The sequence below is a fragment of the Streptomyces sp. DG2A-72 genome, from assembly GCF_030499575.1.
Lineage (GTDB): Bacteria > Actinomycetota > Actinomycetes > Streptomycetales > Streptomycetaceae > Streptomyces.
The window spans coordinates 9946601-9973291 of record NZ_JASTLC010000001.1; the positions used below are offsets into that span (position 1 = coordinate 9946601).

The 26691-nt window shown below is 69.3% G+C and carries 22 protein-coding genes and 3 pseudogenes; 12 read left to right on the top strand and 13 right to left on the bottom strand.

The window, feature by feature from the left end; translation table 11 throughout:
• Positions 1-56: 56 nt before the first annotated feature.
• A pseudogene (locus QQY66_RS47090) lies at positions 57-179 on the bottom strand (SAM-dependent methyltransferase); the annotation flags it as partial.
• Between the two features lie 269 nt (positions 180-448).
• Here QQY66_RS47090 and QQY66_RS47095 point away from each other — a divergent pair.
• Positions 449-2164 carry an IlvD/Edd family dehydratase gene (locus QQY66_RS47095; protein ID WP_301986672.1) on the top strand — a complete coding sequence of 572 codons (1716 nt, stop codon included), beginning with the start codon at positions 449-451 and terminating at the stop codon, positions 2162-2164.
• A 418-nt stretch (positions 2165-2582) separates the two neighbouring features.
• A pseudogene (locus tag QQY66_RS47100) lies at positions 2583-3184 on the top strand (hypothetical protein); the annotation flags it as partial.
• 35 nt (positions 3185-3219) lie between these two features.
• Here QQY66_RS47100 and QQY66_RS47105 read toward each other — a convergent pair.
• Both QQY66_RS47105 and QQY66_RS47110 read right to left on the bottom strand, forming a co-directional pair.
• Positions 3220-3501: a hypothetical protein gene (locus QQY66_RS47105; RefSeq protein WP_301986673.1), complete on the bottom strand. Its 282-nt coding sequence runs from the start codon at positions 3499-3501 to the stop codon at positions 3220-3222.
• Between the two features lie 313 nt (positions 3502-3814).
• Positions 3815-4081 carry a hypothetical protein gene (locus QQY66_RS47110; protein ID WP_301986674.1) on the bottom strand — a complete coding sequence of 89 codons (267 nt, stop codon included), beginning with the start codon at positions 4079-4081 and terminating at the stop codon, positions 3815-3817.
• On the opposite strand from QQY66_RS47110, the gene QQY66_RS47115 reads away from it, so the two are divergent.
• Complete coding sequence (locus tag QQY66_RS47115; RefSeq protein ID WP_301986676.1) at positions 4056-4316, top strand: hypothetical protein; 261 nt, start codon at positions 4056-4058, stop codon at positions 4314-4316. The genes QQY66_RS47110 and QQY66_RS47115 overlap by 26 nt on opposite strands.
• Before the next feature lie 51 nt (positions 4317-4367).
• Positions 4368-5220: pseudogene (locus tag QQY66_RS50715) on the top strand (transposase family protein).
• Positions 5221-5415: 195 nt separating this feature from the next.
• Here QQY66_RS50715 and QQY66_RS47125 read toward each other — a convergent pair.
• From QQY66_RS47125 to QQY66_RS47145, 5 genes are all read right to left on the bottom strand, one after another.
• On the bottom strand, positions 5416-6282 hold the full coding sequence (locus QQY66_RS47125) for a hypothetical protein (protein WP_301986678.1): 867 nt from the start codon (positions 6280-6282) through the stop codon (positions 5416-5418).
• Between the two features lie 210 nt (positions 6283-6492).
• A complete protein-coding gene (locus QQY66_RS47130; protein ID WP_301986679.1) occupies positions 6493-6897 on the bottom strand; it encodes a hypothetical protein in 405 nt (134 codons plus the stop codon).
• Positions 6898-6987: 90 nt separating this feature from the next.
• Positions 6988-7212 carry a response regulator transcription factor gene (locus QQY66_RS47135; protein WP_301986681.1) on the bottom strand — a complete coding sequence of 75 codons (225 nt, stop codon included), beginning with the start codon at positions 7210-7212 and terminating at the stop codon, positions 6988-6990.
• A 252-nt stretch (positions 7213-7464) separates the two neighbouring features.
• A complete protein-coding gene (locus tag QQY66_RS47140; RefSeq protein WP_301986682.1) occupies positions 7465-8745 on the bottom strand; it encodes an ATP-binding protein in 1281 nt (426 codons plus the stop codon).
• 41 nt (positions 8746-8786) lie between these two features.
• A complete protein-coding gene (locus QQY66_RS47145) occupies positions 8787-9443 on the bottom strand; it encodes a response regulator transcription factor (RefSeq protein WP_301986683.1) in 657 nt (218 codons plus the stop codon).
• A 144-nt stretch (positions 9444-9587) separates the two neighbouring features.
• Between QQY66_RS47145 and QQY66_RS47150 the strand changes: the two genes are divergently transcribed.
• From QQY66_RS47150 to QQY66_RS47165, 4 genes are read left to right on the top strand one after another with little or no spacing between them, the layout of a single operon-like run.
• Entirely contained in the window at positions 9588-10145 is a 558-nt protein-coding gene (locus QQY66_RS47150) for a hypothetical protein (RefSeq protein ID WP_301986685.1), read from the top strand.
• Positions 10142-11287, top strand: a complete 1146-nt coding sequence (locus tag QQY66_RS47155; protein WP_301986686.1) for a peptidoglycan-binding domain-containing protein — start codon at positions 10142-10144, stop codon at positions 11285-11287. Before QQY66_RS47150 ends, QQY66_RS47155 begins: the two co-directional genes overlap by 4 nt.
• Positions 11284-12033, top strand: coding sequence for an ABC transporter ATP-binding protein (locus QQY66_RS47160; protein WP_301986687.1), 750 nt, complete (start codon positions 11284-11286; stop codon positions 12031-12033). The genes QQY66_RS47155 and QQY66_RS47160 overlap by 4 nt, the downstream gene beginning before the upstream one ends.
• Positions 12030-13259: an ABC transporter permease gene (locus tag QQY66_RS47165; RefSeq protein WP_301986689.1), complete on the top strand. Its 1230-nt coding sequence runs from the start codon at positions 12030-12032 to the stop codon at positions 13257-13259. The genes QQY66_RS47160 and QQY66_RS47165 overlap by 4 nt, the downstream gene beginning before the upstream one ends.
• Before the next feature lie 280 nt (positions 13260-13539).
• On the opposite strand, the gene QQY66_RS47170 is transcribed toward QQY66_RS47165, so the two are convergent.
• Positions 13540-13695, bottom strand: a complete 156-nt coding sequence (locus QQY66_RS47170; protein WP_301986691.1) for a hypothetical protein — start codon at positions 13693-13695, stop codon at positions 13540-13542.
• Positions 13696-14263: 568 nt separating this feature from the next.
• Here QQY66_RS47170 and QQY66_RS47175 point away from each other — a divergent pair.
• Both QQY66_RS47175 and QQY66_RS47180 read left to right on the top strand, forming a co-directional pair.
• On the top strand, positions 14264-20830 hold the full coding sequence (locus QQY66_RS47175) for a type I polyketide synthase (RefSeq protein ID WP_301986692.1): 6567 nt from the start codon (positions 14264-14266) through the stop codon (positions 20828-20830).
• A complete protein-coding gene (locus tag QQY66_RS47180) occupies positions 20827-21954 on the top strand; it encodes a thioester reductase domain-containing protein (protein ID WP_301986694.1) in 1128 nt (375 codons plus the stop codon). The genes QQY66_RS47175 and QQY66_RS47180 overlap by 4 nt, the downstream gene beginning before the upstream one ends.
• Positions 21955-22025: 71 nt before the next feature.
• Here the strand turns inward: QQY66_RS47180 and QQY66_RS47185 are convergent, their stop codons facing one another.
• Complete coding sequence (locus QQY66_RS47185) at positions 22026-22538, bottom strand: hypothetical protein (RefSeq protein WP_301986696.1); 513 nt, start codon at positions 22536-22538, stop codon at positions 22026-22028.
• A 69-nt stretch (positions 22539-22607) separates the two neighbouring features.
• On the opposite strand from QQY66_RS47185, the gene QQY66_RS47190 reads away from it, so the two are divergent.
• Together QQY66_RS47190 and QQY66_RS47195 are read left to right on the top strand one after the other, a co-directional pair.
• Entirely contained in the window at positions 22608-23126 is a 519-nt protein-coding gene (locus tag QQY66_RS47190; RefSeq protein ID WP_301986697.1) for a hypothetical protein, read from the top strand.
• Between the two features lie 334 nt (positions 23127-23460).
• Positions 23461-23820 (top strand): ester cyclase, encoded by a 360-nt coding sequence (locus QQY66_RS47195; RefSeq protein ID WP_301986698.1) that lies wholly within the window; start codon positions 23461-23463, stop codon positions 23818-23820.
• Positions 23821-23880: 60 nt separating this feature from the next.
• Here the strand turns inward: QQY66_RS47195 and QQY66_RS47200 are convergent, their stop codons facing one another.
• From QQY66_RS47200 to istA, 3 genes are all read right to left on the bottom strand, one after another.
• The gene (locus tag QQY66_RS47200; RefSeq protein WP_301986700.1) at positions 23881-24183 is read right to left on the bottom strand and encodes a YciI family protein; all 303 of its coding nucleotides are present in this window, start codon (positions 24181-24183) and stop codon (positions 23881-23883) included.
• Between the two features lie 94 nt (positions 24184-24277).
• The gene (gene istB, locus QQY66_RS47205; RefSeq protein ID WP_301986701.1) at positions 24278-25039 is read right to left on the bottom strand and encodes an IS21-like element helper ATPase IstB; all 762 of its coding nucleotides are present in this window, start codon (positions 25037-25039) and stop codon (positions 24278-24280) included.
• Positions 25036-26631: an IS21 family transposase gene (istA, locus tag QQY66_RS47210; protein ID WP_301986703.1), complete on the bottom strand. Its 1596-nt coding sequence runs from the start codon at positions 26629-26631 to the stop codon at positions 25036-25038. Before istA ends, istB begins: the two co-directional genes overlap by 4 nt.
• Positions 26632-26691 lie beyond the last annotated feature (60 nt).

The following is a 26691-nucleotide window of genomic DNA, read 5'->3' on the forward strand; positions in this document are numbered from 1 at the left end:
CCTCCTGCTTGGGCCGACAGTGTACGAAGGGATGGAACCCGCAGTCCGGAGTGTTCCACCGCCGCTCGGGTGCGGAAGCCGAGCGGGATCCCGCCCTTGGCATACTCGGCGATGACCTGTTCGGCAAGTTCCGGAAACAGGACGGACGCTGCGTGGGACAGCACCAGATGACTGCCCGAGGCTCGTAGCCGGCACGGACCTGCTCGGCGTAGCCGTCCTCGGCGTGTCGGGCACCGCCTCGGGCGCCGACAGCTCCCGCCTGAGTCCGAACACAGGGACCTCTGTCTGCCGCATCACGGCACAAGACCGCCGACGCGCCCGCAAGTTGGCTGCTGTCGATGCCTGGTGACCGTTGTCACCGGGGGGCCTGTCGGCCCGTCATATGTCTGCGTAGGCTGCATCGCGTTCCGGGCACGGGACCGCCGTACCGCCTGTTGGAAGGGACTACATGGTGAGGCTCCGCAGCGCGCAGTGGTACGAGGGTCAGGACCGCAACGCCTACATCCACCGGGCATGGATGAGGCGGGGCGTTCCTGCTGACGCCTTCGTCGGCCGACCGCAGATCGCCATCGCCAACACCGCCTCGGACCTGACCCCTTGCAACGCGCACCTGGACGAGGTCGCGGCCTCGGTACGAGACGGCGTGCACGAGGCGGGCGGCGTTCCGCTGGATCTGCCCGTGGTGTCGCTGGGCGAGACACAGGTGCGGCCCACCGCCATGCTCTGGCGCAACATGGCGGCGATGGCGACGGAGGAGTTGCTGCGGGCCAACCCGATCGACGGTGTCGTCCTGCTCGGCGGCTGCGACAAGACGATCCCGTCGCTGCTCATGGCGGCATCCTCGGTCGACCTGCCCGCTGTCGTCGTGCCAGGTGGCCCGATGCTGACCGGGACCTTCCGCGGCACACCGTTGGGCTGTGGCACGGACGTGTGGCGGCTGTCGGAGGAGGTGCGTGCGGGCACGCTCTCCCAAGAGCAGTTCACCCGTTCCGAATCGGCGATGATCCGCAGCCGCGGGCACTGCAACACGATGGGCACGGCTTCGACGATGGCAGTGGTCGCCGAGGCCCTGGGCACGGTGATGCCCGGTACGGCCGGAACCCCCGCCCCTGACAGCCGTCTGCTGGAGGCCGCGCACCACACCGGCCGGCTGGCTGTGGACATGGTCGCCGCCGACCGGCGTCCGGGCACCTTTCTGACCAGGGCGTCCTTCCACAACGCGATCGTGGCGCTGGCCGCCGTGGGCGGCTCGACCAACGCGGTCGTCCACCTCCTCGCGATCGCGGGCCGCCTGGGCATCGACCTGTCGCTCGACGACTTCGACCGCATCGGCTCCCGCGTACCGGTCCTGGTGGACCTCCAGCCGGCCGGCCGTTTCCTCATGGAGGACTTGCACCGCGCCGGGGGACTGCTCGCGGTCCTGCGTGAGGTCCGTGACCTGCTCGACCCCGACGCGCTGACCGTCACCGGCAAGCCATTGGTCGACTTCCTCGACGACGCTCCGATCTGGGACACCAACGTCATCCGCACCCGCGCCGAACCTCTCGTCGCCGAGGGCGGCATCGCCGTCCTACGCGGCAACCTCGCTCCCGACGGAGCGCTCATCAAACCTGCCGCGGCCTCCCCGCACCTGCTGCGCCACCGTGGCCGGGCGGTCGTCTTCGACTCCATCGAGGACTTCCACGCCCGCATCGACGACCCCGACCTGGACGTCGACGCCGACTCCGTCCTCGTCCTGCGCGGCTGCGGCCCCAAGGGCTACCCCGGCATGCCCGAAGTCGCGAACATGCCGTTGCCGAAGAAGCTGCTCGAACAGGGCGTCCGCGACATGGTCCGCGTCTGCGACGGCCGGATGAGCGGCACGGCGTACGGCACGGTCGTGCTGCACGTGGCCCCGGAGGCCGCGGCCGGCGGCCCTCTCGCGGCGGTGCGGACCGGGGACTTCGTCACCCTCGACGTCGAGGCCCGCCGTATAGACGTCGACGTGCCGAACGACGAACTCGCGCGCCGGCAGCCGAACCAGGCCACGCTCGATGGCTTCGCCAACCCCCGGCGCGGCTGGGAGCGGCTCTACATCGAGCACGTTCTGCAGGCCGACACCGGTGCCGACCTCGACTTCCTGGTCGGCTCCAGTGGATCCGAAGTGAGCCGTGAGTCGCACTGACCGCTGACAGTGCTACGACAGCGTCCTCGGCTTCTGAGCCATCGGGTTCGACGGAGTAACTTCCCTGCCAGTGAACCGAGTCGCCCACACACCGTCCCTGCGGGTGCGTGCGCGTGCCTGCACAGGTGGAGAGCCCAGTGTCCCAAGGCGTCCGACCGGCGGCAGGTCAATGTCCTCTCGTCCAGGCCGCTCCCCTCGGGGAGATGTCTTGCTTCGGCAGGGTCGGTGGCCCAGTCCTCGCGCACCACGGTCAGGTCGTCGCCGAGGGCCGCGGCGATTCGGCGACCGGGGGGTGATTGTCCGAGCGCCGGGGCAGACAGGCACAGGCGTGCTGGTTCCGGAGCGACCACCTGGCGGTTGGCGGTGATCAACGCGCTGCGCGTTTTCGCCCCCTGAGGGTTGCGAAGGCAGGAGAGCACTCAAAGCTCTGTCCGACGGCGGCGCGGCACCTGGCACGATCGTCATCTCACCGGGAGATGTCCCTGATCCCGGAGAAGGCCGGCGGCTACTGCTGCGGCCTCGACGGGGCGGACGGCCCCAACATGGCCTGCGGGGATGGGCACGCCCCCGTTCGAGCCGATCGCCACGTGGGGTTCGTGGCTGGGGTCGAACCGCTGGTGGTCGTGGATCCCGCAGTGGGAGCGGCAGCCGGCTGGGCGCCCGCCCACCTGCCGGCGGCCGCCTCTGGGTCGGCCGGCGCGGCGCGTCGTCCTGGCCGGACCGGGACTGCCCGCCCCGACGCGGACGCCGACATCCTCCTCCGGTGCCGCTGCCGTTCGGTGTGTGGCTGTGGCTCGTCTTCCCCGAGCCGTATCTGTCCGTCCCCGCGGCTGGCGGCATACCCGACACCGTCCTCCGCGACGATCCGCCCGCGCCGCGCCCCGTCATCTGTTCCGGGCCGACCCGGGAGCGCTCCAGCACACCCTGGTCCGGCTACCAGCCGGCGGATCATGCCGCAGAAGCGGGGCTTGGCACGCCCATCCACGCCGACGAGCTGCCGTTGCCTTCCTGCGACCTTGACCCGCTGGTCAGGCATCCCTGGACGCTGCACCCCGTCACTGAACGTCGCGCACCGCGAGCAGTTCGACCGCCGCCCCTGACGACTCCAGCAGTGGTGCAGCGGCAGAACGCCGGTGATCCGCCCGGTAGGCAGCGAGGTGCTGGCTGGTGGGAAAGGTGATGAGGTGGGCCTCGACCTGATCGTCCAGTGTGCGCAGCCGGCGCTCAAGACGTCCTCCATGCTCGGCAAGGAGTGGCAGAACGGCGCTTTCATAAGCGTCGAAGGCGCCCAAGCCGCCTTCAGGCAGCCGCGCGAGCATCAAGTAGGTGACGGTCATGGCTTCCTCACAGCGGTCTGAAGACAGCGAGCTTCTGAGCCTAGTTGGGGCGCGTGTCCTCAACGCCGCCCTGGTGGCCCTCTGTTCGCGCGACCTCTTGGCGTCTCGGCCTGATTCCGGGATCGGCGCCGGCTCGTCGCCAATGAGCAGGGTGCCATCGTGAATTCGCATGTCACGGGTCTGGTGTGAGTGACGACTCGGGTACTCGTGCCGGTCGGTGGCCGATGACCATGGTGTAGATCATCGGACAGGTCCGGTTCCGGTGGGATGCCGGGTTCGGCTGCGCCCGTGATCGACCCCCGCCTACGATCCGTCAGCAGGTCGGCACGCCACGAGACCGTGGGAGGCTGCGGGGATGCAGGAGCGGCAGTGGATCACCGCTCGCCGGAGCGAACTGGACGCCCTTGCCGAGCAGTTGGCCAAGCAGCTTCAGGAAGTCCAGGCCGAGCGGGACGAACTGGCGATCGCGGATCGGGTGTTGAACCGTCTGGCCGAGCAGGCCCAGGCCCAGGCCCAGGCCGACGCCGAGGCTGTCGCTCCGGTAGCGGCTGCAGGTGGCCGGGCGGGCGGTCCTGCTCATCCCGCACCGCAGCGACGCGGACAACGAGGGTGCGCTGCCCGGCGACTCCCGCAGGATCCTGGCGATCGTGCGGGAGGCCGACGGCCCGGTGCAGGTCAGGGCGGTCGGCGAGCGGCTGGGCCTGAACACCTCGGTGCGCGGCAAGCTGGAGCCGCTGCGCGCGAAGATGACCAAGCTCGCCGACCGCGGCCGGCTGCACAAACGGCCCGACGGGCGGTTCACCGCACGCCCGTGAATGCGTGAGCGAGCCGTAACTGGTGGGCCCCCGGCGGCAGTTGAGTTTGGTGTGAAGAAAAACAACGGTCTCGCCGAGGGCCCTGACCGGCCACCGGCCTTGTCTGCACGGCCCGCCTGCCGCTGTCGAGCGCCATCCTGAACTATCTCGCCGACCTGATACGCGGCCACCTGAAGAAGATCGGCTCGCGGTGGCGCTCCCTGCCCATGGGAAAGATCGCGGGGATCGTGCTGTCGGTGCTGCGCTGTGACCAGCGGCCCGGCGATCTGGCCGGCGGGAACGGGGTGCACCGCACCACCGTCACCCGCTGGGTGCGGGAAGTCGTCGGACTGCCGGCTGCCCGCGCCCCGCGTCTGGACCGCGCGCTGAGGAAGATCGCCCGAAAAGGGTGGCGGGGTGGTGCTGCTGGACGGCTCCTTGATACGCGTCCGGCGGCGCACCGGGATCGAGAACCGGAAGAACTATTCGGGCAAGCACAAATGCCACGGCCTGCTCGTGATCGCTCTCACCGACGACCGCGGCCGACTGGTATGGGTCTCCGCGGTGCGGCCCGGACGGTCCTCGGAGATCACCGCCTGCCGCCACGACAAACTCACCGCTCACCTGCGGGCTGCCGGTCTCGGCGCCATCGCCGACCTGGGGTTCGTCGGCCTCGACGACGGCGCTCCGGACGCCGACCCGGCGGTGATCACCGGCTACAAGGCCGCCCGCAACCGGCCCCTGACCCGTGGTCAGAAGCTGTCCAACGAGGCACGGGCCGCGGTGCGGGCCCCGGTCGAGCACGGACGGCTTCGCCCATCTCAAGAACTGGCGCGTCCTCGGCAAGGTCCGCACGGATCCGAGGTGGGCGACCGCGCTGGTGCGGGCCCTGCTGGTGCTGACGAACCGGGAAGTCGCCCGTTGACGGATGATCTTGTCGGTGGACTACCGCCCCGGACCTGCCCGAGCCTCCCGACGCCTACGCACACCAGGTCGACTGACGTGCAGTCTTCACGATGCACCGAGCTCAATCAGTGCCGAGGCCGCATTAAGGCCCTTGGTCTCGGGGAACAGCCGGTGGTGTGACCCGGTGACGCGACCGGGCGGCCTACGGCAGCCCTCAGCCGCCTGCCGTCAGCGCGTCGGCGGCCCGGGCGCGGGCGCCGTTTGCCTGCTTGAGGCCCTTCAACTGCTCGGAGTTCTGGTCGATCAGCTGCTTCTGGTAGGCGGACTCGACCGCGAACCAGACGCCCACCAGGTTGGTGCTCTTCTTGCACCGGATGTCGGTCGTGGCGGTGCCGATCGTCCGGGCGCTCGTGCTGCCGGAGAGACCCGGATCGGCCAGCGGGGCGAGCGGGTCGGTGTATTCGTATCCGCTGTGGGCCATGCAGTCGGACCAGGCCCGGGTCACCTTCAGCACCCGGGAGTCGGCCTTCGATCGGTCGAAGGACTGGAACGACAGCTGCTGGGCCAGACCCGGGTCCGTTCCCGCGGGCGCGGTGGTGCCCAGGGACTGGTCGGCCTGGGCCACACAGCCGCCGTCCGGGACCTTGAGCCCCTTGATGCTGGACCTTCCCTTGCCGAACAGGACGGTCTGCGCGTCGACGCCGAGTCTCGGTTTCGCGGGGGGTTTCTGCAGGGCGGGGTCGCGGTTACCCAGCCCGTAGCCGTGTTCGGCCGCGTCCGACGCGTCAGTGATCCCGTACCGCCGTTCAGTGGCGCTGCGTGGCCCGTAGTTGGCGGTGGGCTGCTGGACCGAATAACCGAATCCGAACCTCCGCATGCACCGGTCGATCAGGACGACCCGGGCCTGGTCCAGATCACGCAGTTGGCGGTCGGTGAGCAGATAGTCCTGGAGCGGGAGCCGGAGACTTGCCGCGGCGATTATCCGGGGAATGGCCGGAATCTCTGGTTCGGAGTTGTTCTCGTTCTTTGGGCTGGAGGAACAGGAGCTGATCGCGGTGAGCGCGAGAAGGGCAGTGCACACTGCAGGCCCGGACCGGCCTAACGCTGATCTTACGTGTGGTTTGCGAAGGTAGAGAGACATCGTGAACTCCGCGAATCTCAGTTAGGATCAAACAGCCGGGTGCCCTGCCCAGCTGCAATGGGCAGGGCACCGGGCTTGCGTGGTGTTTTTCTGTTGCAGGTGTTTCCTGTTGTGCGGTGGTGTCGCGTCGGTTCGATCTCGGGATCAGCGTCAGCTGAAGTACGCCGACGACACCGTGTTCTTGTAGGTCGAGCTCAGGTTGCCGTACCCACCCGGCGAAATGTATCCGCAGGAACCGCCATAGCTGTAGCCGGTGCACACCCACCAGGTGTAGGTGTCGCGGTTCCAGTCGGACTCGGTGTTGTTGTCCGCCCGGATCGTGGTGCCGGGGAAGTAGTCGTTGCTGAAGTCGGAGTTGGAGACATACAGGTCGAAGACCGGCGTCCCGTAGTTGCTGAGGTAGTAGAGCCCCAGCTCGCCGACCTCGACGACGCCGTTCTTGTGAGTGGCGGCGGACGCCGATCCGGCACCCACCATTCCGATTCCGCCGAGTGCGGCGATCGCCGCGCCCGTCGCAACGGTGCGGCGGAGCTGCCGCATGAGATTGGTTCGCACGATTGATCCTCCAGAATTCGAGTTCTGCCAGCGTCGTTCCGTCCCGGACAGCCGGGCCTAAGCAATGGCACCAGATCGTGCAGTGACCGGCTATTGGCCGTTGGGACAGTTCTGCACGTGGTAAACGTAGGAGACCAGTCCGGCCTGAAATCGCCCGGAGACGTCAAGCTTTGCCACGATGCTGGCAATGTGGGCCTTGACTGTCCGCTCGGTGATGTAGAGAGCGCGGGACATGTCACGATTGGACGACCCCATGGACAACAGCCGGAACACGTCCCACTCGCGTTCACTCAGCAGTTCGACTCTTTCGAGCACGGAAACTCCTCCGACCTGCCCCTTGGCGGAATTCAGCCGAAAGAGCGCACAGGTCTGGCATCTGTAAGCGACATCCATTCTCTCCCCCCGGTTCTTCGGTTCACTGAGATCCACACGGGGCCGGGCCTTCCCTCCGACGCCGGCGTACCCCCTGCAAAAACGGTGAATGGACTCCGTTCAGGGAGGTTACAGGTAGGAATAAGGGCGCGCCGGAAAAATACACTGGATCTACGAATTCCGCTGTTTTCAGGCCTATTTTTCGTCGCCAGCGGAAGGCTGTGCGGGCAGCGCGACCCGAACCGTAAGCCCTCCTCCGGTACGCGCTGCGGCGCTCGCCTCGCCGCCGTGCCCGCGGGCCACGGAACGCACGATGGACAGCCCCAGGCCCGTGCCCTGCGCTGATCCGACCCGGTCGTCGAGCCTTCGGAACGGCTCGAAGAGCGCAGGGGCCTCGTACGGCGCCACCTCAGGCCCACTGTTGTCCACCGTAAGGCGGACGGCGTCGTCGCCGTGGCCGCCGCAGACCACGCGTACCCATCCCCCGTCGGTGTTGTACCGGATGGCGTTCTGCACCAGGTTCTGCGCCAGGCGCTCCAGCAGCACCGGATCCCCCTCCACCAGTGCGGGGGCTGCCTCCAGAGTCAGCGTCACACCGGCCCGCCGGGCATCCGGCTGGGCCAGGTCCGCCACCCGGCGCACCACCGCGGTCAGATCGACGGGCACCGGATCGGCCACCTCGTGCTGGGACCGGGCCAGGGTGAGCAGCCCGTCGATCAGCCGCTCGTGGCGGGCGTTCACCGCCAGCAGGTTCTCGCCGAGCTGAGCGACCTGGGGCGGGGCGTCGGGGCGGCCCATCGCCACCTCCAGCAGCGTTCGATTGATCGCCAGTGGGGTCTTCAGTTCGTGGGAGGCGTTCGCGACGAAGCGCTGCTGTCCTTCGAAGGCGGCGTCCAGCCGGCTCAGCATGTCGTCGAAGGTGTCGGCGAGTTCACGCAGCTCGTCGTGCGGACCGGTCAGCCCGATCCGCTCGTGCAGGCTGCGGTCCGCGACCCGCCGGGCGGTGGCCGTGATCCGGCTGATGGGGCGCAGGGTGCGGCCGGAGACCAGCCAGCCGATCAACAGTCCGCCGACCGCGAACAGGCCGAGGGCCACCGAGCCGCCCACGACAAGCGGCTTGAGCGTCCGTCGCCGGAAGTCGGCGCGGAGCTGCCGCGCGGCCTCGCGCACCTGCTCCTTGTACGCGGCCACGTCCTCGTTCCCGGCGCTCCCCGACGGAGCGCCGCTCGGCACGGGACTGGGTGCGGAGCCCGCGTCCGTACTTGGTGACGGGGTGGATTCCGGCACCTGCGCGGGAGCGGTGGCGGATACGCCGGGCGGCGGGTACACGGACGAGATGTCGATCGGCTGGGTGGCGATGATGCGATCCAGCATGACGTACGTGACCAGCAGCAGCGTGACCCCGGAGAACATCACCAGCCCGCCATACAGCAGGGTCAGCCGGACGCGGATGGTCCGCTTCGGTGGATCCACCACGCCCGGGGCCACACCCGGATTCCTGCCCCGGCCCGAACCTCTCACGGGATCTGGTATCCGAAACCCGGGACGGTCTGCACGACCTGCGGCGGGCCGAGCTTTCGGCGCAGGGTCATCACAGTGACGCGTACGACATTCGTGAACGGGTCGATGTTCTCGTCCCAGGCCTTCTCCAGCAGTTGCTCGGTGCTGACCGCGCTGCCCTCCCCGCGCAGGAGCTCCTCCAGTACGGCGAACTCCTTGCGCGACAGCCCTACGTACCGCCCGTCCCGGTAGACCTCCCGGGGCCCCGGGTGCAGTGAGATCCCGGCCCGCGAGAGCACCGGTGGGGTGGCGGGGCGGGCCCGCCGCCCCAGTGCCCGGACGCGGGCGACCAGCTCGCCGAAGGCGAACGGCTTCGGCAAGTAGTCGTCGGCGCCGAGGGAGAGCCCTGCGATCCGGTCGGCGACCTCGCCGGCGACGGTCAGCATCAGGATCCGGGTGTCGTAGCCCTTCTCGACCACCGTGCGGCAGACCTCGTCGCCGTGCACCCGCGGCAGGTCCCGGTCCAGCACGAGAACGTCGTAGTCGTTGACGCCCAGCCGCTCCAGGGCCGCGGCGCCGTCGTAGGCGACGTCCACCGCCAGCGATTCCCGCCGCAGCCCTTCCGCGATCGCCTCGGCGAGCAACTCCTCGTCCTCGACGACGAGTACGCGCACGGCGGCCCACCTCCCCCCTCAGTCCCGGGCGATGCTGCCCGAGCACCTATAAGACACCCATAAGCACCAGTCCTGACAGTGGACTTACAGACCGTCGGATGTCATCTCCACTCACGTACCGAGAACACGGGGAGAGATCTTGACATGACCGGACAAAGCATGGACCGCGTGCGCCACGCCGGATTACTCACCGCCGTACCGCTGCTCGTCCTCGCCTTCGGGGTCGCCGGCTGCAGCGGGTCCGACGACGGGCCCGGGGTGGCCACCGCCGCGAAGTCGACCGATGCCGACCCCTCGCAGGCGGGCGACGACGACGAGCAGGCCCAAAAGTATGCCAAGTGCATGCGGGACCAGGGCGTGGTGATGAAGGAGACGTCCGAGGGCACGGCCGAGGTCGACAAGGAGAAGACCTCGATCGAGAAGATCATGTCGGCGACCGAAAAGTGCCGCGCGCTGCAGCCCGCCGCCTCCGCGCCGCCCCAACTGTCGCCCGACGACATCGAGAAACGCGGCCGGTACGCGGCCTGCATCCGCGGACACGGCCTGCCGGCCTACCCGGACCCGGACCCGGAGACCGGCGAGTCCGAGCTGAGCGATGACCTCGCCAAGCGGATCAAGACCGACCCGAACGCGCACAAGGCGCTCGAAGCCTGCCGCAACCTCCTGCCGCGGACCGGCGGCGGGTCTGTGAACGACGGATGACCGCGGTCGAACGGCGCCACCGTCGTACGCGAGTCCTGGTGGGCGGGACGATGGCGGCGGCCACCGCAGCGGCGGCCGTGGCCGCGGCCCTCGGTTTCGGCGGTGGGGAGTCCGGTGCCACGACGCCACGCCGCGACATGCCCGCCGCCACCGCCCATGTCGTACGCCGCACCCTCACCGACGCGACGAACCTGTCCGGTCGGCTGGACTACGGCGCGACCGCCCCCATCGTCTCCCGGGCAACGGGCACGGTGACCTGGCTGCCGCCGGTGGGCAGCCTCGTCGGACGCGGTGGTGTGCTGCTACGCGCCGACGACAGACCGGTGCCGCTGCTCTACGGAGCGCTGCCGATGTACCGCGCGCTTGCCGAGGAAGCCGAGGGCCCGGACGTGCTCCAGTTCGAGCGCAATCTGCGGGCGCTCGGCTACACCGGCTTCGCCGTGGACGAGGAGTTCACCAAGTTCACCGCCGCCGCGGTGAAGCGCTGGCAACGTGACCTGGGACTGCCCGCAACCGGATCCGTCGGCGTGGACCAGGTGATCTACGGGCCTGGCCGGGTGCGAATCGCGCAACATTCGGTCCGCCTCGGCGCGTCGGCGGACGCCCAGGTGCTCACCTGCACCAGCACCACCAAGGTCGTTACGGCCGATGTCCAGACCACTGACGCCGGTTGGGCGATCAAAGGCACGAAGGTGCAGGTCAGGCTATCGAGCGGTGCCTCGGTGGCGGGGACGGTGGCGGCGGTGGGTGATGAGGGGACGGCAGGATTGGGGGAATCGGGGGAGTCTTCCAGCGGGACGTCGGGCGGGCAGGACTCGGACGGCGGGTCAGAGTCCCAGGACGACACGGTCACGGTCACCATCGCCATCACCAAGCAGAAGGCACTGCGCGGGACGGGCCCGGGAACAGTCGACATCCGCTACACGGCCGAACGGCGCGAGAACGTCCTGGCCGTCCCGGTGGTGGCACTGCTCGCGCTCGCGGAGGGCGGTTACGGCCTTGAGGTCGTCAAGAATTCCGGTGCCGACAGCGGACCCCGTACGCGCATCGTGCCCGTACGGACCGGGCTCTTCGCCGAGGGTCTGGTCGAGGTGCACGGCCCGGGGATCACCGCCGGTGCGACTGTGGGGATGCCGGAATGAGCGTCGAAACGAACACCGGGACGAGCCCCAGGACGGACACCGTGACGAACGTGGCCGAACTGCGCGGCGTGTCCAAGACCTACCCCGGCGGCGTCACCGCACTGCGCGGCGTCGACCTTGACATCGGTTACGGCGAACTACTCGGCATCGTCGGCCCGTCCGGCTCCGGCAAGTCCACGATGCTGCACATCATCGGTACTCTCGACCGGCCCTCGTCCGGCATGGTGCGTATCGATGGCTACGACGTGTCGCACCTGACGGACCGTCAATTGTCGGCGTTGCGGGCGGAGCGGATCGGCTTCGTCTTCCAGCAGTTCCACCTCGCGGTGGGGGTGCCGGTGCTGGACAACGTCGCTGACGGGCTGCTCTACGCCGGTATACCGCTGCGCGAGCGCCGCGCGGCCGCCGAGGCCGCGCTGACCCGGGTGGGCCTCGGCCATCGGCTCGGCCATCTGCCGCACCAGCTGTCCGGCGGAGAGCGGCAGCGGGTGGCCATCGCCCGCGCGGTCGTCGGCGAACCCGCCCTGCTGCTGGCCGACGAGCCCACCGGCAACCTGGACTCCGCGTCCGGCGCCGGGTTGATGGAGGTGCTGCGGGACTTGCGGGCGGGCGGCACGACCGTCGTCGTCATCACCCACGACCGGGAGATCGCCGCGGATCTACCCCGTCAGGTGCACGTACGCGATGGCCTGTTGACGGAAGGCGCGGAGTCACTCGCGCCCGGCGCGGAAGGCAGCGGATCATGACGAACACACCTCGCGAACCGCAACCGCAACCAGCACGCACTCCCCCGTCCCACGCCCGGCTGCGCCCCTCCGACGTCGCCCGGGTCGGAGCTGCCGGTCTGCGCGCCCGACCGCTGCGGGTCTTCCTCTCCGCCGTCGGCATCGCGATCGGGATAGCGGCCATGCTCGCGGTCGTCGGCATCTCCGCCTCCAGCCGTGCCGACCTCGACCGCACCTTGGACGAACTCGGCACCAACCTGCTCACCGTCAGCCCTGGCACCACCATGTATGGCACCGACGCTCAGCTGCCCAAGGCGTCGGTCCTGATGATCGACCGGATCGCCCCGGTGCGTTCTGTCTCCGAGGTCGGCCGGATTGACGCGCACGCGTACCGCAACGACCGCATCCCCAGCGGCCAGACCGGCAGCATCGAGGTCCTGGCGACGCGCTCCGACCTACTGCGAACCCTCGGCGCCCAGGTCACCACCGGCGCCTGGCTGAACGACGCGACCGCCCGCTATCCGGCAGTCGTCCTCGGGGCAAAGGCCGCACGGCGGCTGGACGTGCGCACGCCGGGGGTGCGGATCTGGCTGGGCGACACATGGTTCGGCGTCGCCGGGATCCTCGCCCCCGTACCGTTGGCCAAGGAGTTGGACGCGGCGGCGCTGGTTGGCTGGCCGGTCGCTCAGCGCTATCTGGGGTTCGACGCGCACCCGACCTTCGTCTACGTCCGATCCGCCGAGCCGTCCGTGGAGGCCGTACGCTCCGCGCTCGCCGCCACCACCAATCCCGAGGCGCCCAACGAGGTGCGCGTCTCCCGGCCCTCGGACGCGCTCGCCGCTCAGCGCGCCACCGACCAGACGCTGGGCGCCCTACTCCTCGGCCTCGGCGCCGTCGCCCTGCTCGTCGGCGGCATCGGGGTGGCGAACACCATGGTCATCTCCGTATTGGAACGCCGCCCGGAGATCGGCCTGCGCCGCTCGCTCGGCGCGAGCCGCGGCCAGATCCGGTTGCAGTTCCTCGCCGAGTCACTGCTGCTGTCCGCGCTGGGCGGGGTGGGCGGCGTGCTGCTCGGCATCGGCGTGACCGCGGGATACTCCGCCACCCAGTCCTGGCCGACCATGGTCCCGCCCTGGGCGGTGGTCGGCGGCCTCGGCTCGACCCTCCTGATCGGCGCGGTCGCCGGGCTCTATCCGGCAGTGCAGGCATCGCGACTCTCCCCGACGGAGGCGCTGGCCGCGCCGTGAGCGGACAAGCTCCTCGTCAGCCGGTGGACCGGACAACGGCCACACGGTGGCGCTCGTGGCGTCTGCCCCGCTCTGAAGGGCAAACGCCCTCGGGTGAACGTAGGAGGCATACGCAGCCACCGACGCACGACCAAGGCGCAGCCACGGCGCGCAGCTCCTGCCGCTCGCCCAGCGGGTGGACCCCGCGGTCCTGCACAAACGACATCCACTCGCACAGCGTGTTCGCGCGGTTTCGCCAAGTCCGTTGTGCTGGCGCTCCGTCGAGAGGGAGTTCCCTCAGTCACCGATTCCCGACCGCCGCCGGCCGCGGTACGCCCGGAGCGTCTTCGAAGCGGAGGTCGTCATCGACGAGGATGGGCATCCGGTCGCGGATCAGCGGCTGCCGATCGAGGTCCCAGGACTCCCAGCCTCTCGCGGAGAAGTTGATCAGGTGCATGGCGTCGGACCCTAGATATCCGACATGAACTGCTGCAACACACTGCGGTGCGCTCCACGAGAGGGCGGTCAGGAGAATGCGACACGCTAACTAAGCAGCGACTTCGGTCGAAGTCGCGGCACATGCTGTGTCCCTCGCAGGTCGTGTCGCTTTCGCGGATGACAGACGAGCGGTGCGTGTCGCCGTCGCTGAGATCCGCCCGTGTCGCATTCGAGCGGTCCAGGGAGGCGTCAGTGTGTCTACCATCACAGTGACTTGAGCGGGATCAGCGGTTTGCGCCGAGCGGAATCGGCGGAGCGACGGGCTCCCAGTCTTCCGACCGAGGTTCACGGGTGCGCCCGGCGCACACTCTCCACTGGATTTCTCGTCCGAGCGCCGATGCGAGCGCTCCCGTCGGCGCTGTCTGTCCGGGTATCTGTAAGTCACGGACGGTATGGGACTGGCGCCGTCCAACGGTGTGCAGCACGGCAGTTGGTCGCCTCAGGGCTGCTGAGCTGCATACATGTTCGCTTGGTTTCCCACCACCCCGGACCGCGTCGTTTCCGTCGCTCGTATGGAGTAAGCCCTCATGTCGACCGAACCTGCCGTGCCGGCTGAACTCGACCATGGACCGACCACGGACCGCGGTCCCATGGCGGAACCCATCGCTGTCATCGGGCTCAGCTGCCGTTTCCCCGACGCTACCGATCCCGAGGGGTTGTGGCAGCTCTTGGAGGAGCGCCGCGAGTCTGTCGCTCCCGCGCCTGTGGACCGGCCGTGGATGCATGAGCTGTACGACCCCGAGCCCCGTGCGCCCGGACGCCTCCCCACCACTCGGGGTGGGTTCCTGAGCGGCATCGACCTGTTCGATGCGGGGTTCTTCGACATCTCGCCGCGTGAAGCCGCCCGTATGGACCCGGCGCTGCGGATCCTCCTGGAGACCGCGCACGAGACGATCGAAGACGCGGGCATCCCCAGCGAACGTCTCTCGGCCCGCCCGGCCGGGGTCTTCATCGGAAGCTGCCACAGCGACTACTGGCTGCGGCACATCGCCGACCCCGATGCGCTCGATTTCTACACCGAGCTGGGGGCCACGTCCCGCGCGGCCCACTCCGGTCGGCTCGCGTACGCCTTCGACCTTCGCGGGCCTGCCATGTCCGTGGACGTGGCCTGCTCCTCCTCGCTGCTGGCGGTGCATCTGGCAGTGCAGAGCCTGCGGGCTGGGGAGTGTGACACAGCCCTGGCGGGAGGGGTCAACATCATCCTCACCCCGTACACCCACCTCGCCTTCAGCTGGGCCGGTGGTCTCTCTCCCGACGGCAGCTGCAAGTTCGCCGACGCCTCGGCCAACGGCTTCGTACGCAGCGAGGGTGCCGGGATGGTCCTCCTCAAGCCGCTGCGGGCCGCGCTCGCGGAGGGTGACCGGGTACGCGCGGTGATCCGCGGTAGCGCGGCGAACAACAACGGTTTCAGCGGGATGGGCATCGCCGCGCCCATGCTTGAGGGTCAGATTGACGCGGTGCGGCGTGCGTTCCGGGACGCGGGGGCGGACCCGGCGCGGGTGGCGTTCGTCGAGGCGCACGGCACGGGGACGCCGCCCGGAGACCGGACGGAACTCCAGGCGCTGGCACAAGCTCTGGGCCGGGAGCGTGCGGCCAGGTTCGCGGTGGCGTCCGGCAAGGCGAACCTCGGGCACACCGAGGCCGCGGCCGGGATCGCCGGACTGATCAAGGCCGTCCTCACTCTGGAGCGACGCCGGGTGCCGGGCAACCCGCACCTCACCGACCCCAACCCGGCTGTGGACTGGGAGGCGGCTCCCTTCTTCGTACCGAAGGAGAACATCGACCTGCCGGCCGAGGGCGAGCTGCTGGCCGGGGTTACCGGTCTTGGAGCGTCCGGCACCAATGTGCACGTGGTGCTCTCCTCGGCACCTCAACCGGAACTACCGCTCGCGCACTCTCCCGGCCCGTACCTGCTGACCCTCTCCGCCCGATCCGCCGAAGGGGTACAGGAGCTGGCTGCCACTCACCGCGTGCGGTTGCTGGGCAGCAACTCGCCTCCGCTTGCTGAGCTGTGCGCGGCGTCGGCCCGGCAGCGCACCCACCATGAGTGGCGGCTAGCGGTGGCCGGGCAGAGCGTGGAGGAGGTGGCTGCCGCGCTCGCGGGCCGGGCGGGAGTTCTGGCGGAGAGGCCGCGGATCGTCTTTGTGTTTCCCGGGCAGGGGGCTCAGTGGCCGGGCATGGGGCGCGAGCTCCTTCAGTCCAGCACAGTGTTCCGCGCCACCCTCGAACGCTGCGCGGAGATCATCGGCGATGAGACGGACGGCTGGTCGCTGCTCGAGGCGTTGCGCGGTGAGGAGACGCAGTGGCTGAAGCGCACCGCGTATGTACAGCCCGCGCTGTGGGCGATGAGTGCCGCCCTCGCCGACCACTGGCGGGCTTGGGGGATCGAGCCGGACATGGTTCTAGGGCAGAGCCAGGGTGAGATCGCCGCCGCGTACTGCGCGGGTGCGCTCACCCTGGAGCAGTCCGGGCGGCTCAGCTGTCTGCGGGCCCGGCTGATCGACGAGCTGGCCCCGCCGGGAGCGATGGCATGGCTGCCGCTGCCACCCGCGGATGTGCCCGGTCTGCTTGCCGAATGGTCGGTGGATGCGCAGGTCGCGGTCGCTGAAAGCGTGTCGTCGGCGGTCGTATCCGGATCGCAGGGTGAGATCGACCGGCTGGTCGACGCGTGCGAGGAGCGGGAGGTCGACTGCCGTCCCATCCCCGTGGCGTACGCAGCCCACAGCGCGCAGATCGACCCCGTACGCGAGCCACTGCTCGCCGGGCTCGCGGACCTGGTGCCGGGCGAGACACAGGTGCCCTTCGTCTCCACGGTCACCGGGGAAGTAGTCGTGGGTACGGCGCTGGATCGCGACTACTGGTGGCGCAACCTCCGCGAGACGGTCCTCCTGGAGCCAGCTGTGCGCACCCACTGCGGAGGCGGGCCTGTGGTGTTCCTCCAGGTCTCGCCGCACCCTGTGCTCACCAGTGCCCTTCATAGCAGCACGGGCGACAACCAAGCGGCGGTCGTGGCATCACTGCGGCGCGGAGAGCCCGAACAGCGTGCGCTCCTGGACGCGCTGGGCGAGTTGTACGAGGCCGGGGCCGAGCCCGACTGGGAAGCCGTTTTCCCCACGGGCGGCCGGTCACTGCGACTGCCGTCCTATCCGTGGCAGCGGTCACGGCACTGGTACCAGGCCCAGAACTATCCCTACCCGCCCGTTGACTCGGTGAACGGGACCCGGCCGGGGCCAGCACCTGAGGAGGCTCAGATGCCCCCTGCTGATGCGCAGGGTGATCCGGTGGCCGATCAAGTGCGGGACCTGGCGCAGGATCTCGTGCGCGACCGGCTACTGCTCGACCACCGGGTGGGCGGAACGTCTGTCATGCCGGGGGCTGGGTATCTGGAGCTGCTGCTGGCAGCGTCCGGCGGCGAGGTCGTCGATGCCAGGTTCTGTGAGCTGCTGCTGCTCGACGTCGCTGATCCCCCCGAACTGCGGGTGCGCGCTGACGAGTCGGACAGGGGACGGACCTTCACTGTCGAAAGCCGGGCCGGCGGAGAGTGGACCGCTCATGCCACCGCCGTCGCCCCGCGCGAGCCGGCCCCGCCGGGTCGCGGCGAGAGCCCACTGACCGTCCGCCGGCGCTGCACGGCCCTCCTGAGTGGCGAGGAGTTCTATTGCGCGTACTCCGGCGGCCGCAACACCTGGGATGGAGCCTTCCGATCGGTCGAGGAGTTGTGGCACGGGCCCGGTGAGGCCCTTGCCCGGATCGCCGCCAGGCCGGAGAGCGAGGGGCGGCTTCATCCGGCGTTGCTCGACTCCTGCCTACAGCCGATCGCCGCGCTGATGCCCCGCGACGAGAGGGGCTTCGTCCTGACAGGTGTGGACCGGCTGCGGGTGGACGACCAAGCCGAGTTCGAAGGTCAGCTGTGGGCTCACGCCCGGATCGTGGAGGAGGGCGGACCCAGCATGCTGTGCGCCGACATCATCGTGAGCGACAGCGAAGGACGGACCCTGGTGGAACTGACCGGTGTACGCGCCCATGTCCTGGACCCCGCTCTGCGGGAGGAATCCCCCGAGGCCGACGCCCCTAGCGAGGACCACCACACCCACGACGATTGGGCGCACGCCCTGCACTGGGAGCCTGCCCGCCTGCCGGCGCCCCGCACCGCCCCCGGAACCTATCTGCTGCTCGGCACCGGCGGGCCGCTGGGCCGTCGCCTGGCGCGGGCTCTAGGCTCGGCCGGACACGCCGTGACGGCTGCCCCCTACGGCACCGGTGACCTGCCCGGACTGCTCGCCGAAGCCGCCGAGGACGGGCCGCTGGAAGCGGTGATCTGCCTGTACGACACCATCGACGGGTCCAGTCCGGCAGGTCCGGCAGATGACACAGACTCTGAGGCGTCAGGGAAGGCGTCCTGGTCCGCCAAGGACCTCCAGGCGGAGATCGTACGGCTCTGCGCGCAGGTCACCGACACCGTGCGCGCGCTGCTCGACTCGCCCTGCCGGCTGCTGCTCGTCACCCGGGGCGCCCAGCACGCCCTAGATACGGACCGCTGCCCGGCCCCGTGGGCCGCCGCCCTGTGGGGGCTGGGCCTGGTCGCCGGACAGGAGCACCCGGAACTCGGCCTGCTGCTGGCCGACCTGGACGACGGGGGTGACCCCCGCGAGGACGCGGGGGAACTCGCCCGGCTCGTCCTCTCCGGGACGGAAGAGTCCCAGGTCGCCCTGCGGGGAGGGAAGTTCCTGTCCCCACGGATCGGACCGGCCACCCCGGGCGACGACCGCCCGCCTCTGGCCCTGCACACCGACGGCGGTCTCGACGGGCTGTCCCTCATTCCCTTCTCTCGCACCGCGCCGGGTCCCGGAGAGATCGAGATCGAGATCACGCACGCCGGTCTCAACTACCACGACGTGCTCGCCGCCGCCGGCGCGGACGGCGACGCCGAGGGCGGCCCGCCGTCCCTGGGATGCGAGTGCGCGGGCACGGTGGCCCGGATCGGATCCAACGTCACAGGGTTCACCGTTGCGGACAGGGTGACGGCGTTCTCCTACCCCGCCCTGCGCACTCATCTGACCGTTCCCGCCTCGCTCGCCGTCCCCACCCCCGATGCGCTTTCGCAGGCAGAGGCCGCTGCGCTGCCCGCCGCCCATGCCACCGCGTACTACGCGCTGGTCGACCGGGCCCGGCTCCAGCCCGGCGAGCACGTACTGATCCATTCGGCGACGGGTGGGGTGGGCCTGGCAGCGATCGACATTGCCCGCATGATCGGGGCAACGGTGTACGCGACAGCCGGCTCTCCCGCCAAGCGGGAACTCCTGCTGCACAAGAGTGTGGAGAAGGTCGCAGACTCGCGCGGCACGGACTTCGCCCGGGAGTTCGAAGACGGGGTGGATGTCGTGCTGGGCACGCTCGTCGGGGACGGCGTCGATGCCGGGTTTTCGATCCTGCGTCCCTTCGGCCGTTACGTCGACCTGTCTATCAACGACATCGCAGCCGGCCGGCCGCTGCCGATGAGTGTCTTCGCCGACAGCCGCAGTTACCTGCCCGTCAACCTGCTCCATCTCTACCGGCATGCCCCCGACCGTCTGAGGGATCTCGTAGCCACGGTGACCGACCTGGTCGCCGAAGGAGCTCTGGCCCCGCCCGCTGTCCGGGTCTTCCCCGTGGAGGATGCGAGCGCCGCGTTCACGCTCATGGCCCGCTCCGGCCACACTGGCAAGATCGTCCTCGCACTGCCGCGCGAGGAGAACCCCGAGCCGGTAAGCATCCGCGACGACGCGACCTATCTGGTCACCGGCGGGCTCAGCGGAGTCGGCGGGCTGCTCGCCCAGTGGCTGGCAGGGCAGGGAGCAGGACGGCTGCTGCTGACCGGCCGGTCCGTACTTAAAGACCTGCCTTCCGACGACCGGCGGGTCGCCCTCCTGAAACAGCTGCGGACCGCGCACCCGGGCACCGAGATCGCATATGAGGTGCTCGACGCCGGCGACGAGGAGGCACTGACCGGGCTCCTGGACCGTGCGGACATCGACGGTCAGCCTCCCATTGCCGGGGTCGCCCACGCGGCAGCCGTCCTCACCCCCGGACATGTCGCCGACCTCACACCTGAGGAGCTAGCCCGAATCCTGCACCCCAAGGTCGCCGGCGGCTGGGCCTTGCACCGGGCTTTCGCCGACCGGCCGCTGGACTTCTTCGTCCTCTTCTCCTCCGCGGTCGCCGCCCTGGGCGGTCTGACCATGGGTCACCAACTGGGCGCGTACGCCGCGGCCAACACCTTCACCGACGCCCTCGCCGTGCACCGCACGGCCACCGGGCTGCCTGCGACGGTCATCGACTGGGGCTACTGGACGGAGGTCGGTATCGCGGCCCGCCTCAGCGAGTCCAACGGCCACGACGTGCGCCCCCGGGGCATGGGCCCCATCCGCCCCGAGGACGCCCCGCCCCTCTTCGACCTGATGCTCCGCACCACCGGGCGGCATCTGCTGTTCCCGCCGCCGGACTGGCACCGCTACCTGGCCGCCTACCCCCAGGACGCACGTAATCCGCTGCTGCACGGGGTGAGCCCGGGCACCGGCAGCGACCGGCCGGACCGCCTTCCCACACAGCCTGCCGCCCCGGCGGCCGAATCCGGGCCGGCGCGGAAGAAGGGCGACTCTGGGACCCGGACGTCTAAGCGGCCGAAGAGCCGAGGTCAGGGTCCAACCGTGGAACGGGAACAGGCCGGGGACGGGGGCCGGGTGCAGAAGCAGGCGCCGATGAACCGGACGCGTACACCCGGTGAGCCCGTCCCCGACCAGGCCGTGTCCGCGAAGACCGAGACCGCCCACCAGGACCCCGCGCCCGCTACCAGGGACGTCACTGACGCCGCCACGATCGAAGAGCAGCTTGTCGCCCATCTCGCTCTGATCCTCGGTAGTGAAGTCGCGCGGATCGACCGTTCCCGGGCCATGAACCGCCTCGGGATGGACTCACTCATGGCCGTCGAGCTGCGGACCCGGATGCGGCGGGATCACGGCCTGGACGTGCCGGTGGCCCGGCTGCTGGGCTCCGACAGCATCCGCACGGTCGCAGCGGCCCTGGCCGCCGATCCTTCGCGACAGGAGTCGGCGTGAACGCGCCTCGCGCTGTCCGCGCTGTTCTGCTTACCGGGGTGACCGGCAGCCTCGGAGGCCATCTGTGCGCTGAGCTCCTGGACCGCACCTCGGCCACCGCCCACTGTTTGGTGCGCGGCAACGCCCATCGGCTTCGGGACTGGCTGGCAGAGGCCGGTATCGAGGGCGGGGAGCGGGCCGTCCCCGTGGCCGGGGACATCGGCCGACCCCTGCTGGGACTGGGGCCGCGGGCCTACGACGCGCTCGCCGAGTCCGTGGACGAGGTGCTGCACTGCGCCGCACACGTCAACCTGGCCGCCGGGTACGAGCAGCTGGCCCCGGTCAACGTCGGCGGGACACGCAACATCATCGCCTTCGCCGAACGGGCAGCCCGACTGCAAGGCCACCGTGTGCCCGTGCGCTACGTCTCCACCCTCGGCACCCTGTCCACCGCCCGCGACGCGGGCCTCAGCGAAGTGGACGAGCGCACCCGGGCGACACCACAGACGGCAGGACAGCTCGGCTACCCGCTGAGCAAAATGGTCGCCGAACGCGAACTGTTCGCAGCCGCGGCACGCGGACTGCCCCTGACCGTGTTCAGACCCGGCGTGGTCACCGGGCACTCACTTACAGGGCGCACGTCGGCGTCAGATCTGATGGTGCCGATGATGCGAGCGTGGGCCGCACTCGGCTGCGTACCGGAGGGGGCTGATGTCCTGCCTGTCGACGCGGTGGACGTGGTGGCCCACTCGATCGTCGCGCTGTCGCTGCAGCCACACGCCGCAGGCAGCATCTACCACCTGATCCATCCCACTCCCCTCCCACTGACGGATGTGTTCGACGCGATGCGTCGGGCCGGGTACCAGCTGGAAGCAGTCACAGCTGACCAGTGGTGGGAGCAGATGGACAACCACGCTGATGACCCGGAGGTGCTCGCCCTGGCAGCGATGCGGGAACTGAGCAGCTACACGCTGATCCAAGGACCGCAGTCCCGTGTGCCACGGATCCGCTCCGATCTGACCTGGAAAGCCCTGGCCGACGCGGGAGGCGGGCGGCCACCCCTGGACGGCCCCTACCTCGACAGGTTGATCAATTGCCTCGTCTCCGACGGTGTCCTGCCCGCTCCAACAGCCGCGAGGCGGTAAGGCGACGGTCTGGTGCTGCCGAGCGGGCGCGGTCGGATGGTGGTGTTTTCCGGCGGCACGGTCGACTTCACTCAAGCGACGTTCAACGGCGCCGTCGTAGATTTCTCCGATGCAGATGGTGCCGTGCCGTCTGGCCTAGTGCCCCCAACCGGGAGACCCCTGCCGACCGGGCTGAGCTTGCCGCAGGCGTGGTACCCGCCGACGCCCTGACGAGCAGAGATAGGCCCTGACTCGATATGCGTTAGCTCGTGTGTGATGGCGAACGCCATGGCCGCGGCACGGTAGTCCCGCGGGCTCTGTCCGGACGGCCACTCCCCACCGACCTCGTCGGCGACCCTCAGCGCTCCAGTGGGCACGTGCGCCTCGCCGATACCCGCGACCGCGCGCACGCACTCGCTGACGGTGAGATCGAGCGCCTCCTGTGCGTGCATCGCACTCGCCTCCCACCCAGGCGGGAGCTGCTCGGGGGTGTAAGGAAGCGACAGGTGCGTCCCCCAGGCGATTTCAGCGGTCAGGTCGGCCAGGAGCGGGGAGATGCCTATCAGGTAGCCGGTGGCTTCTCCGGGGTTCACAAAGACGGACACACCGAGACCTGGTGGGCCGCTGATGCCCGCCTGGGCGGCTACGGCCCAGACTCGCCCTGCCGGCTGATCGTGGCCACCACCGATCCGGCCGCCCTGCCGGAGAAGGCCACCTGGTACCTGGCCACCAACCTGCCCCACCCCGACGCACCCCACGTCACCACCTGCCCGCACCCGCCGGCCGACCTGGCCGAGGTCGTCCACCTCTACGGCCTGCGGCCGTGGATCGAGCAGAGCTACAAGCAGGTCAAGGACGAACTCGGCTGGGCCGACTTCCAAGTCCGCTCCGACCGCGCCATCCGCCGCCACCAGACCTTGGTCAACTGCGCCTTCTCCTTCTGCTGGGACCAGTGGTTCACCCCACCCGGACCCCTGCATGCCAGCGCGCCGGACCCGTGCCCCGAAGAGGGGCCAGAGAGGGGGATCGGCCTCGCCCCACCAGCCCTGGTGGCCCAGGGCCTTACGGGCCATCCGTTCCTGGCTCACCCCCGCCGTCACCCTCAACCGATGGTGGCGAGCCTGGACGGACAAGGACCCACCATCCGAGCTCCAGGCCCTGATCGACGCAGTCACCACCGGACATGGCATTGACCTCTACCGCCGGATTTGACGAACTACCGGTAGTGGCGCTTTCCAGCTCGTCGGTGTGTCGACGGTCAGGTAATTCCCTACCCCGAACGTCACGTAATTCCCCACCCTCGTCCGGGCTGCGGTGCTCGGCTGGAGCGGTCAGTAAGGGGAACTCATGGTCTCTGATCGCTCGTACGGGATGATCTCGGTGTGCGTGGTGAGGACGACCTGTTCGAGTCCGAGTCGGTCGAGACGAGGTTCTTCGCTGTCTGCGCCGGAGTCGGCATCCCACGCAGGTTCGCTCCGCTCTTCTCATAAGCTGATCCACGCCCGTGTCCTGGACAGGAAGCGTGAGATGACAGACGACGTACGAGCCCTCGCAGAGCGCATGTATGAGGCATTCAACGCGCGTGACCTTGCCGCGGCAGAGGCGATCTTCTCGGCCGACTTCGTGAGCCATCCGTTGGGCACCGTTGGCGTCGACAGCGTTGTGAAGGCGTGGAGCGGGCTCCACGCCATGTTCCCGGACATCCAGGTCATCGTCGAGGACATGCTTGTGGATGCAGACAAAGTCGCAGTCCGTACGAGCCTGCACGGCATCCCGGCGGGAGTTGAGGAACAGGTTCTCCCCTCGATGATGGAGATCTTCTGGGTGCGGGACGGGCGCATCGCCGAGCTGTGGGGCCTGTCTTCACTCAGCCGCCCCGGGCGCTGAGTTCAGCGTTCAGTCTCCCTGGGAACGGTGCGCGGGGACAGGCGATGGGACGGGTGAACATCAGCGGTCCGTTCTCAGCACGGGACTCAAGTCGGGGTGCACTCGCCCGGGGGTGATAGTCGTGATGGTGTATTCCGCGACGTTGTTGAGGACGAAGGGGTCCTGCGCCGCGATCTGTTCAATGGTCGGGCGGTCGACGCCGCGTGCGATGATCACGCCGCCGATCGACGTGGGGACGGTCTGGCCGGAGACCAGGAAGGTGCCGTCTTGGTGGTGTCGTTCCAGATAGGCGACGTGGTCGCGGACGAAGGGTTCCGCCGCCTGTTCCGGGGCCGTGTAGTGCAGTGACAGTAGATGCAGCATGATCCTCTCCGGCTGAGCAGTGGCCGGAGAGGATCATGTCACCACGTCCGGTCCGGGCGGGAGCCACCTGGACCGGACGGAGGTCGCCAGCTGGCTAACGCAGCGGCGGGTCGGTCGGGTTCTTCGGGCGCTTGTTGGGCCGGTAGCTGGGGCCGTTCATGATGACCTGGTGGCTGGCGTTGATCAGCCGGTCCAGCAGTGACTCGGCGACTACGGGGTTGGGGAAGAGGGGATACCAGTCGCTGGGCGCCCGGTTGCTGGTGATGATCAAGGACCGGCCTTGCCGCTCGGAGACGAGTTCGTAGAGGTCGTCGGCCTGGGACGCGGACAGCTGGCGCATGGCGAAGTCGTCGAGGATGAGCAGGTCGGGGCGGATGAGTTCGCGCAGGCGCTTCTCCCAGGTGCGGTCCGCGTGGCCGCCGGCGAGTTCGGCCAGGATCCGGCTGGTCTTGGCGAAGCGGACGCCTGCGCCCTGCCGGACGGCCTGGTGGCCGAGGGCCTGCGCGACGTGCGTCTTCCCGACACCGACGGGCCCGAACAGAATGACGGACTCGCCGGAGTGGAGCCAGCGCAGGGCCGCCAGGTCGCGGATCTGGGCGGCGGGCAGCTTCGGGGAGGCATTCAAGTCGAAGCCCTCCAAGGTGGCCTGCTGCTCGAACTTCGCTTTGCGCAGGCGGCGTTCGAGAGCGACGCTCTCGCGGCGGCTGATCTCGTCCTGGCAGAGGACCTGGAGGAAGTCGAGGTGTCCGAGTTCGCCGTTGTGGGCCTGAGTGAGGCGGGCGTCGAGCGTTTCCAGCATGCCGGACAGCCGCAGCGTCTTGAGCGAGTCGCGCAGGGCGGTGGTCATCACGCTCATCGGGCGGTCTCCTCGGCGTCACCGCGGTCCTGGTCGTCGTGGACATCACCCGGAGTCTGGGTGGGGATGGTGGCCGGGAACAGGCCCTCGGGCCCGTGCAGGAAGGCCGCGGCCCCGGCGTCGCCGGTCTCCGGTTCCGGGTCGGTCTCGGTGCCGGCGACCAGGATGCCCTTGACCGTGCGGTAGGACGGATCGCCGACCGCGGCCGCCTTCCTGCAGGCTGCCTCAAGTCTGGTGTCGCCGTACTTCTTCCGCAGCCCGAGGACCCCTTGGGCGGCGCGGAGTCGGTAGAGGGCGTTGACCTCCAGCAACTGGTCGATCACTTCCCGGCAGGCGTCCCCGACCTGTGAGGCTTGGCCGCGGCACCAGATCGGCGTCCGCATCTGGAAAGCGATCTTCTCGGGCGGGTAGTCGTTCTTGTCGGTGCGCTTGCCCTGCTCAAGTGCCGCATGGGTCTTGACCAGCTCCCCCTCGTGGAAGATCTGCACTACGGCAGCGGTGGAGCGGACATCGACGCGGCGGCCGATCAGCTTCCAGGGCACCGAGTAGAGAGTGCGGCCGACCTTGACGTGGATGTCCGGGCCGACCGTCGCCTTCGACCATCTGGCCAGCACGAACGGCTCCTGCGGCAGGGGCAGCAGGGCCTGGGCCTCCACTGCCTCGAACACCGACAGCGGCTTCGCGCCGCCCAGCGGGCGGCACCGGCGCTGACCGGCGACGTTCCTCGCCCAGAGCAGGGCCTCGGCCTGCATCTGCTCCAGCGAGGTGAACGTCCGCCCGCTCCAGAACGAATCGCGGACATAGGGCATGGGCCGCTCCACCCTGGGCTTGTCCTTCGGCTTCGCAGCGCGGGCCGGGTCCACCAACGTGCTGTAGTAGAAGGCGAGTTCGGCATACGACTTGTTGATCTGCGGGTCGTAGAGATCCGGTTTGTCCACCCCGGTCTTGAGGTTGTCCGGCACCAGACGGCGCGGGACGCCGCCGAAGAAGCGGAATGCTTCCACATGTGCGAGGGTCCAGGCGTGCTGGTCCATGTGCACCACGGGGCGGACGAACATGTGCCGCGAGGCGGGCAGCACCATCACGAACGCCCAGATCCTGTGCCGCCTCCCAGTGGCCGGGTCGATCCACTGCCCCAGGAAGCCGTAGTCGATCTGGGCCTCCGAGCCCGGCTCGACATCCTCCCGCAGCACCGTGACCTTGGAGCGGGCCGCCTCGTCGGGCAGGTTCTCGTGCACCCAGCGGCGGAACGTCGACAGCGACACCTTCAACTTGCCTTCGTCCCGAAGACGTTGGTGGATCGTGGTGACCGTCGTCGTCTTCAGCAGTTCTTTGACGTAGTCGCGGTGCGGCTCGATCTCTCCCCATCGAACCTGGTTCAGCTTCCGGCTGGCCAGCTCCGGGAACCAGCTCTTGAGCAGTTTGGCCCAGTCCGTCTCGCTCATGGGCGGCCCGCCCGGGGTGATCCCGGCCGCCTCCGCCGGCGCCAGGTACTTCCTGATCGTCTTGCGGTCCACCCCCAGTGAGGCGGACACCTGGCTCTTGGACCGGCCCGCGTACCAGTGCACGTAGATCTCGACGATGTCGACCACTGTGAAAGTTCTCCTTGCCATCCGGTGCGTCCGTCGGCCTCTCGGCTCGCAAATCGAGGG

Excerpts from the sequence above, each read along its gene's own strand:
- QQY66_RS47095 (WP_301986672.1), top strand. The coding sequence starts at position 449 with ATGGTGAGGCTCCGCAGCGCGCAGTGGTACGAGGGTCAGGACCGCAAC.
- QQY66_RS47105 (WP_301986673.1), bottom strand. The coding sequence starts at position 3,501 with ATGACCGTCACCTACTTGATGCTCGCGCGGCTGCCTGAAGGCGGCTTG.
- QQY66_RS47110 (WP_301986674.1), bottom strand. The coding sequence starts at position 4,081 with ATGAGCAGGACCGCCCGCCCGGCCACCTGCAGCCGCTACCGGAGCGAC.
- QQY66_RS47150 (WP_301986685.1), top strand. The coding sequence starts at position 9,588 with ATGACCGGACAAAGCATGGACCGCGTGCGCCACGCCGGATTACTCACC.
- QQY66_RS47155 (WP_301986686.1), top strand. The coding sequence starts at position 10,142 with ATGACCGCGGTCGAACGGCGCCACCGTCGTACGCGAGTCCTGGTGGGC.
- QQY66_RS47160 (WP_301986687.1), top strand. The coding sequence starts at position 11,284 with ATGAGCGTCGAAACGAACACCGGGACGAGCCCCAGGACGGACACCGTG.
- QQY66_RS47165 (WP_301986689.1), top strand. The coding sequence starts at position 12,030 with ATGACGAACACACCTCGCGAACCGCAACCGCAACCAGCACGCACTCCC.
- QQY66_RS47170 (WP_301986691.1), bottom strand. The coding sequence starts at position 13,695 with ATGCACCTGATCAACTTCTCCGCGAGAGGCTGGGAGTCCTGGGACCTC.
- QQY66_RS47175 (WP_301986692.1), top strand. The coding sequence starts at position 14,264 with ATGTCGACCGAACCTGCCGTGCCGGCTGAACTCGACCATGGACCGACC.
- QQY66_RS47195 (WP_301986698.1), top strand. The coding sequence starts at position 23,461 with ATGACAGACGACGTACGAGCCCTCGCAGAGCGCATGTATGAGGCATTC.
- QQY66_RS47200 (WP_301986700.1), bottom strand. The coding sequence starts at position 24,183 with ATGCTGCATCTACTGTCACTGCACTACACGGCCCCGGAACAGGCGGCG.
- istB (WP_301986701.1), bottom strand. The coding sequence starts at position 25,039 with ATGAGCGTGATGACCACCGCCCTGCGCGACTCGCTCAAGACGCTGCGG.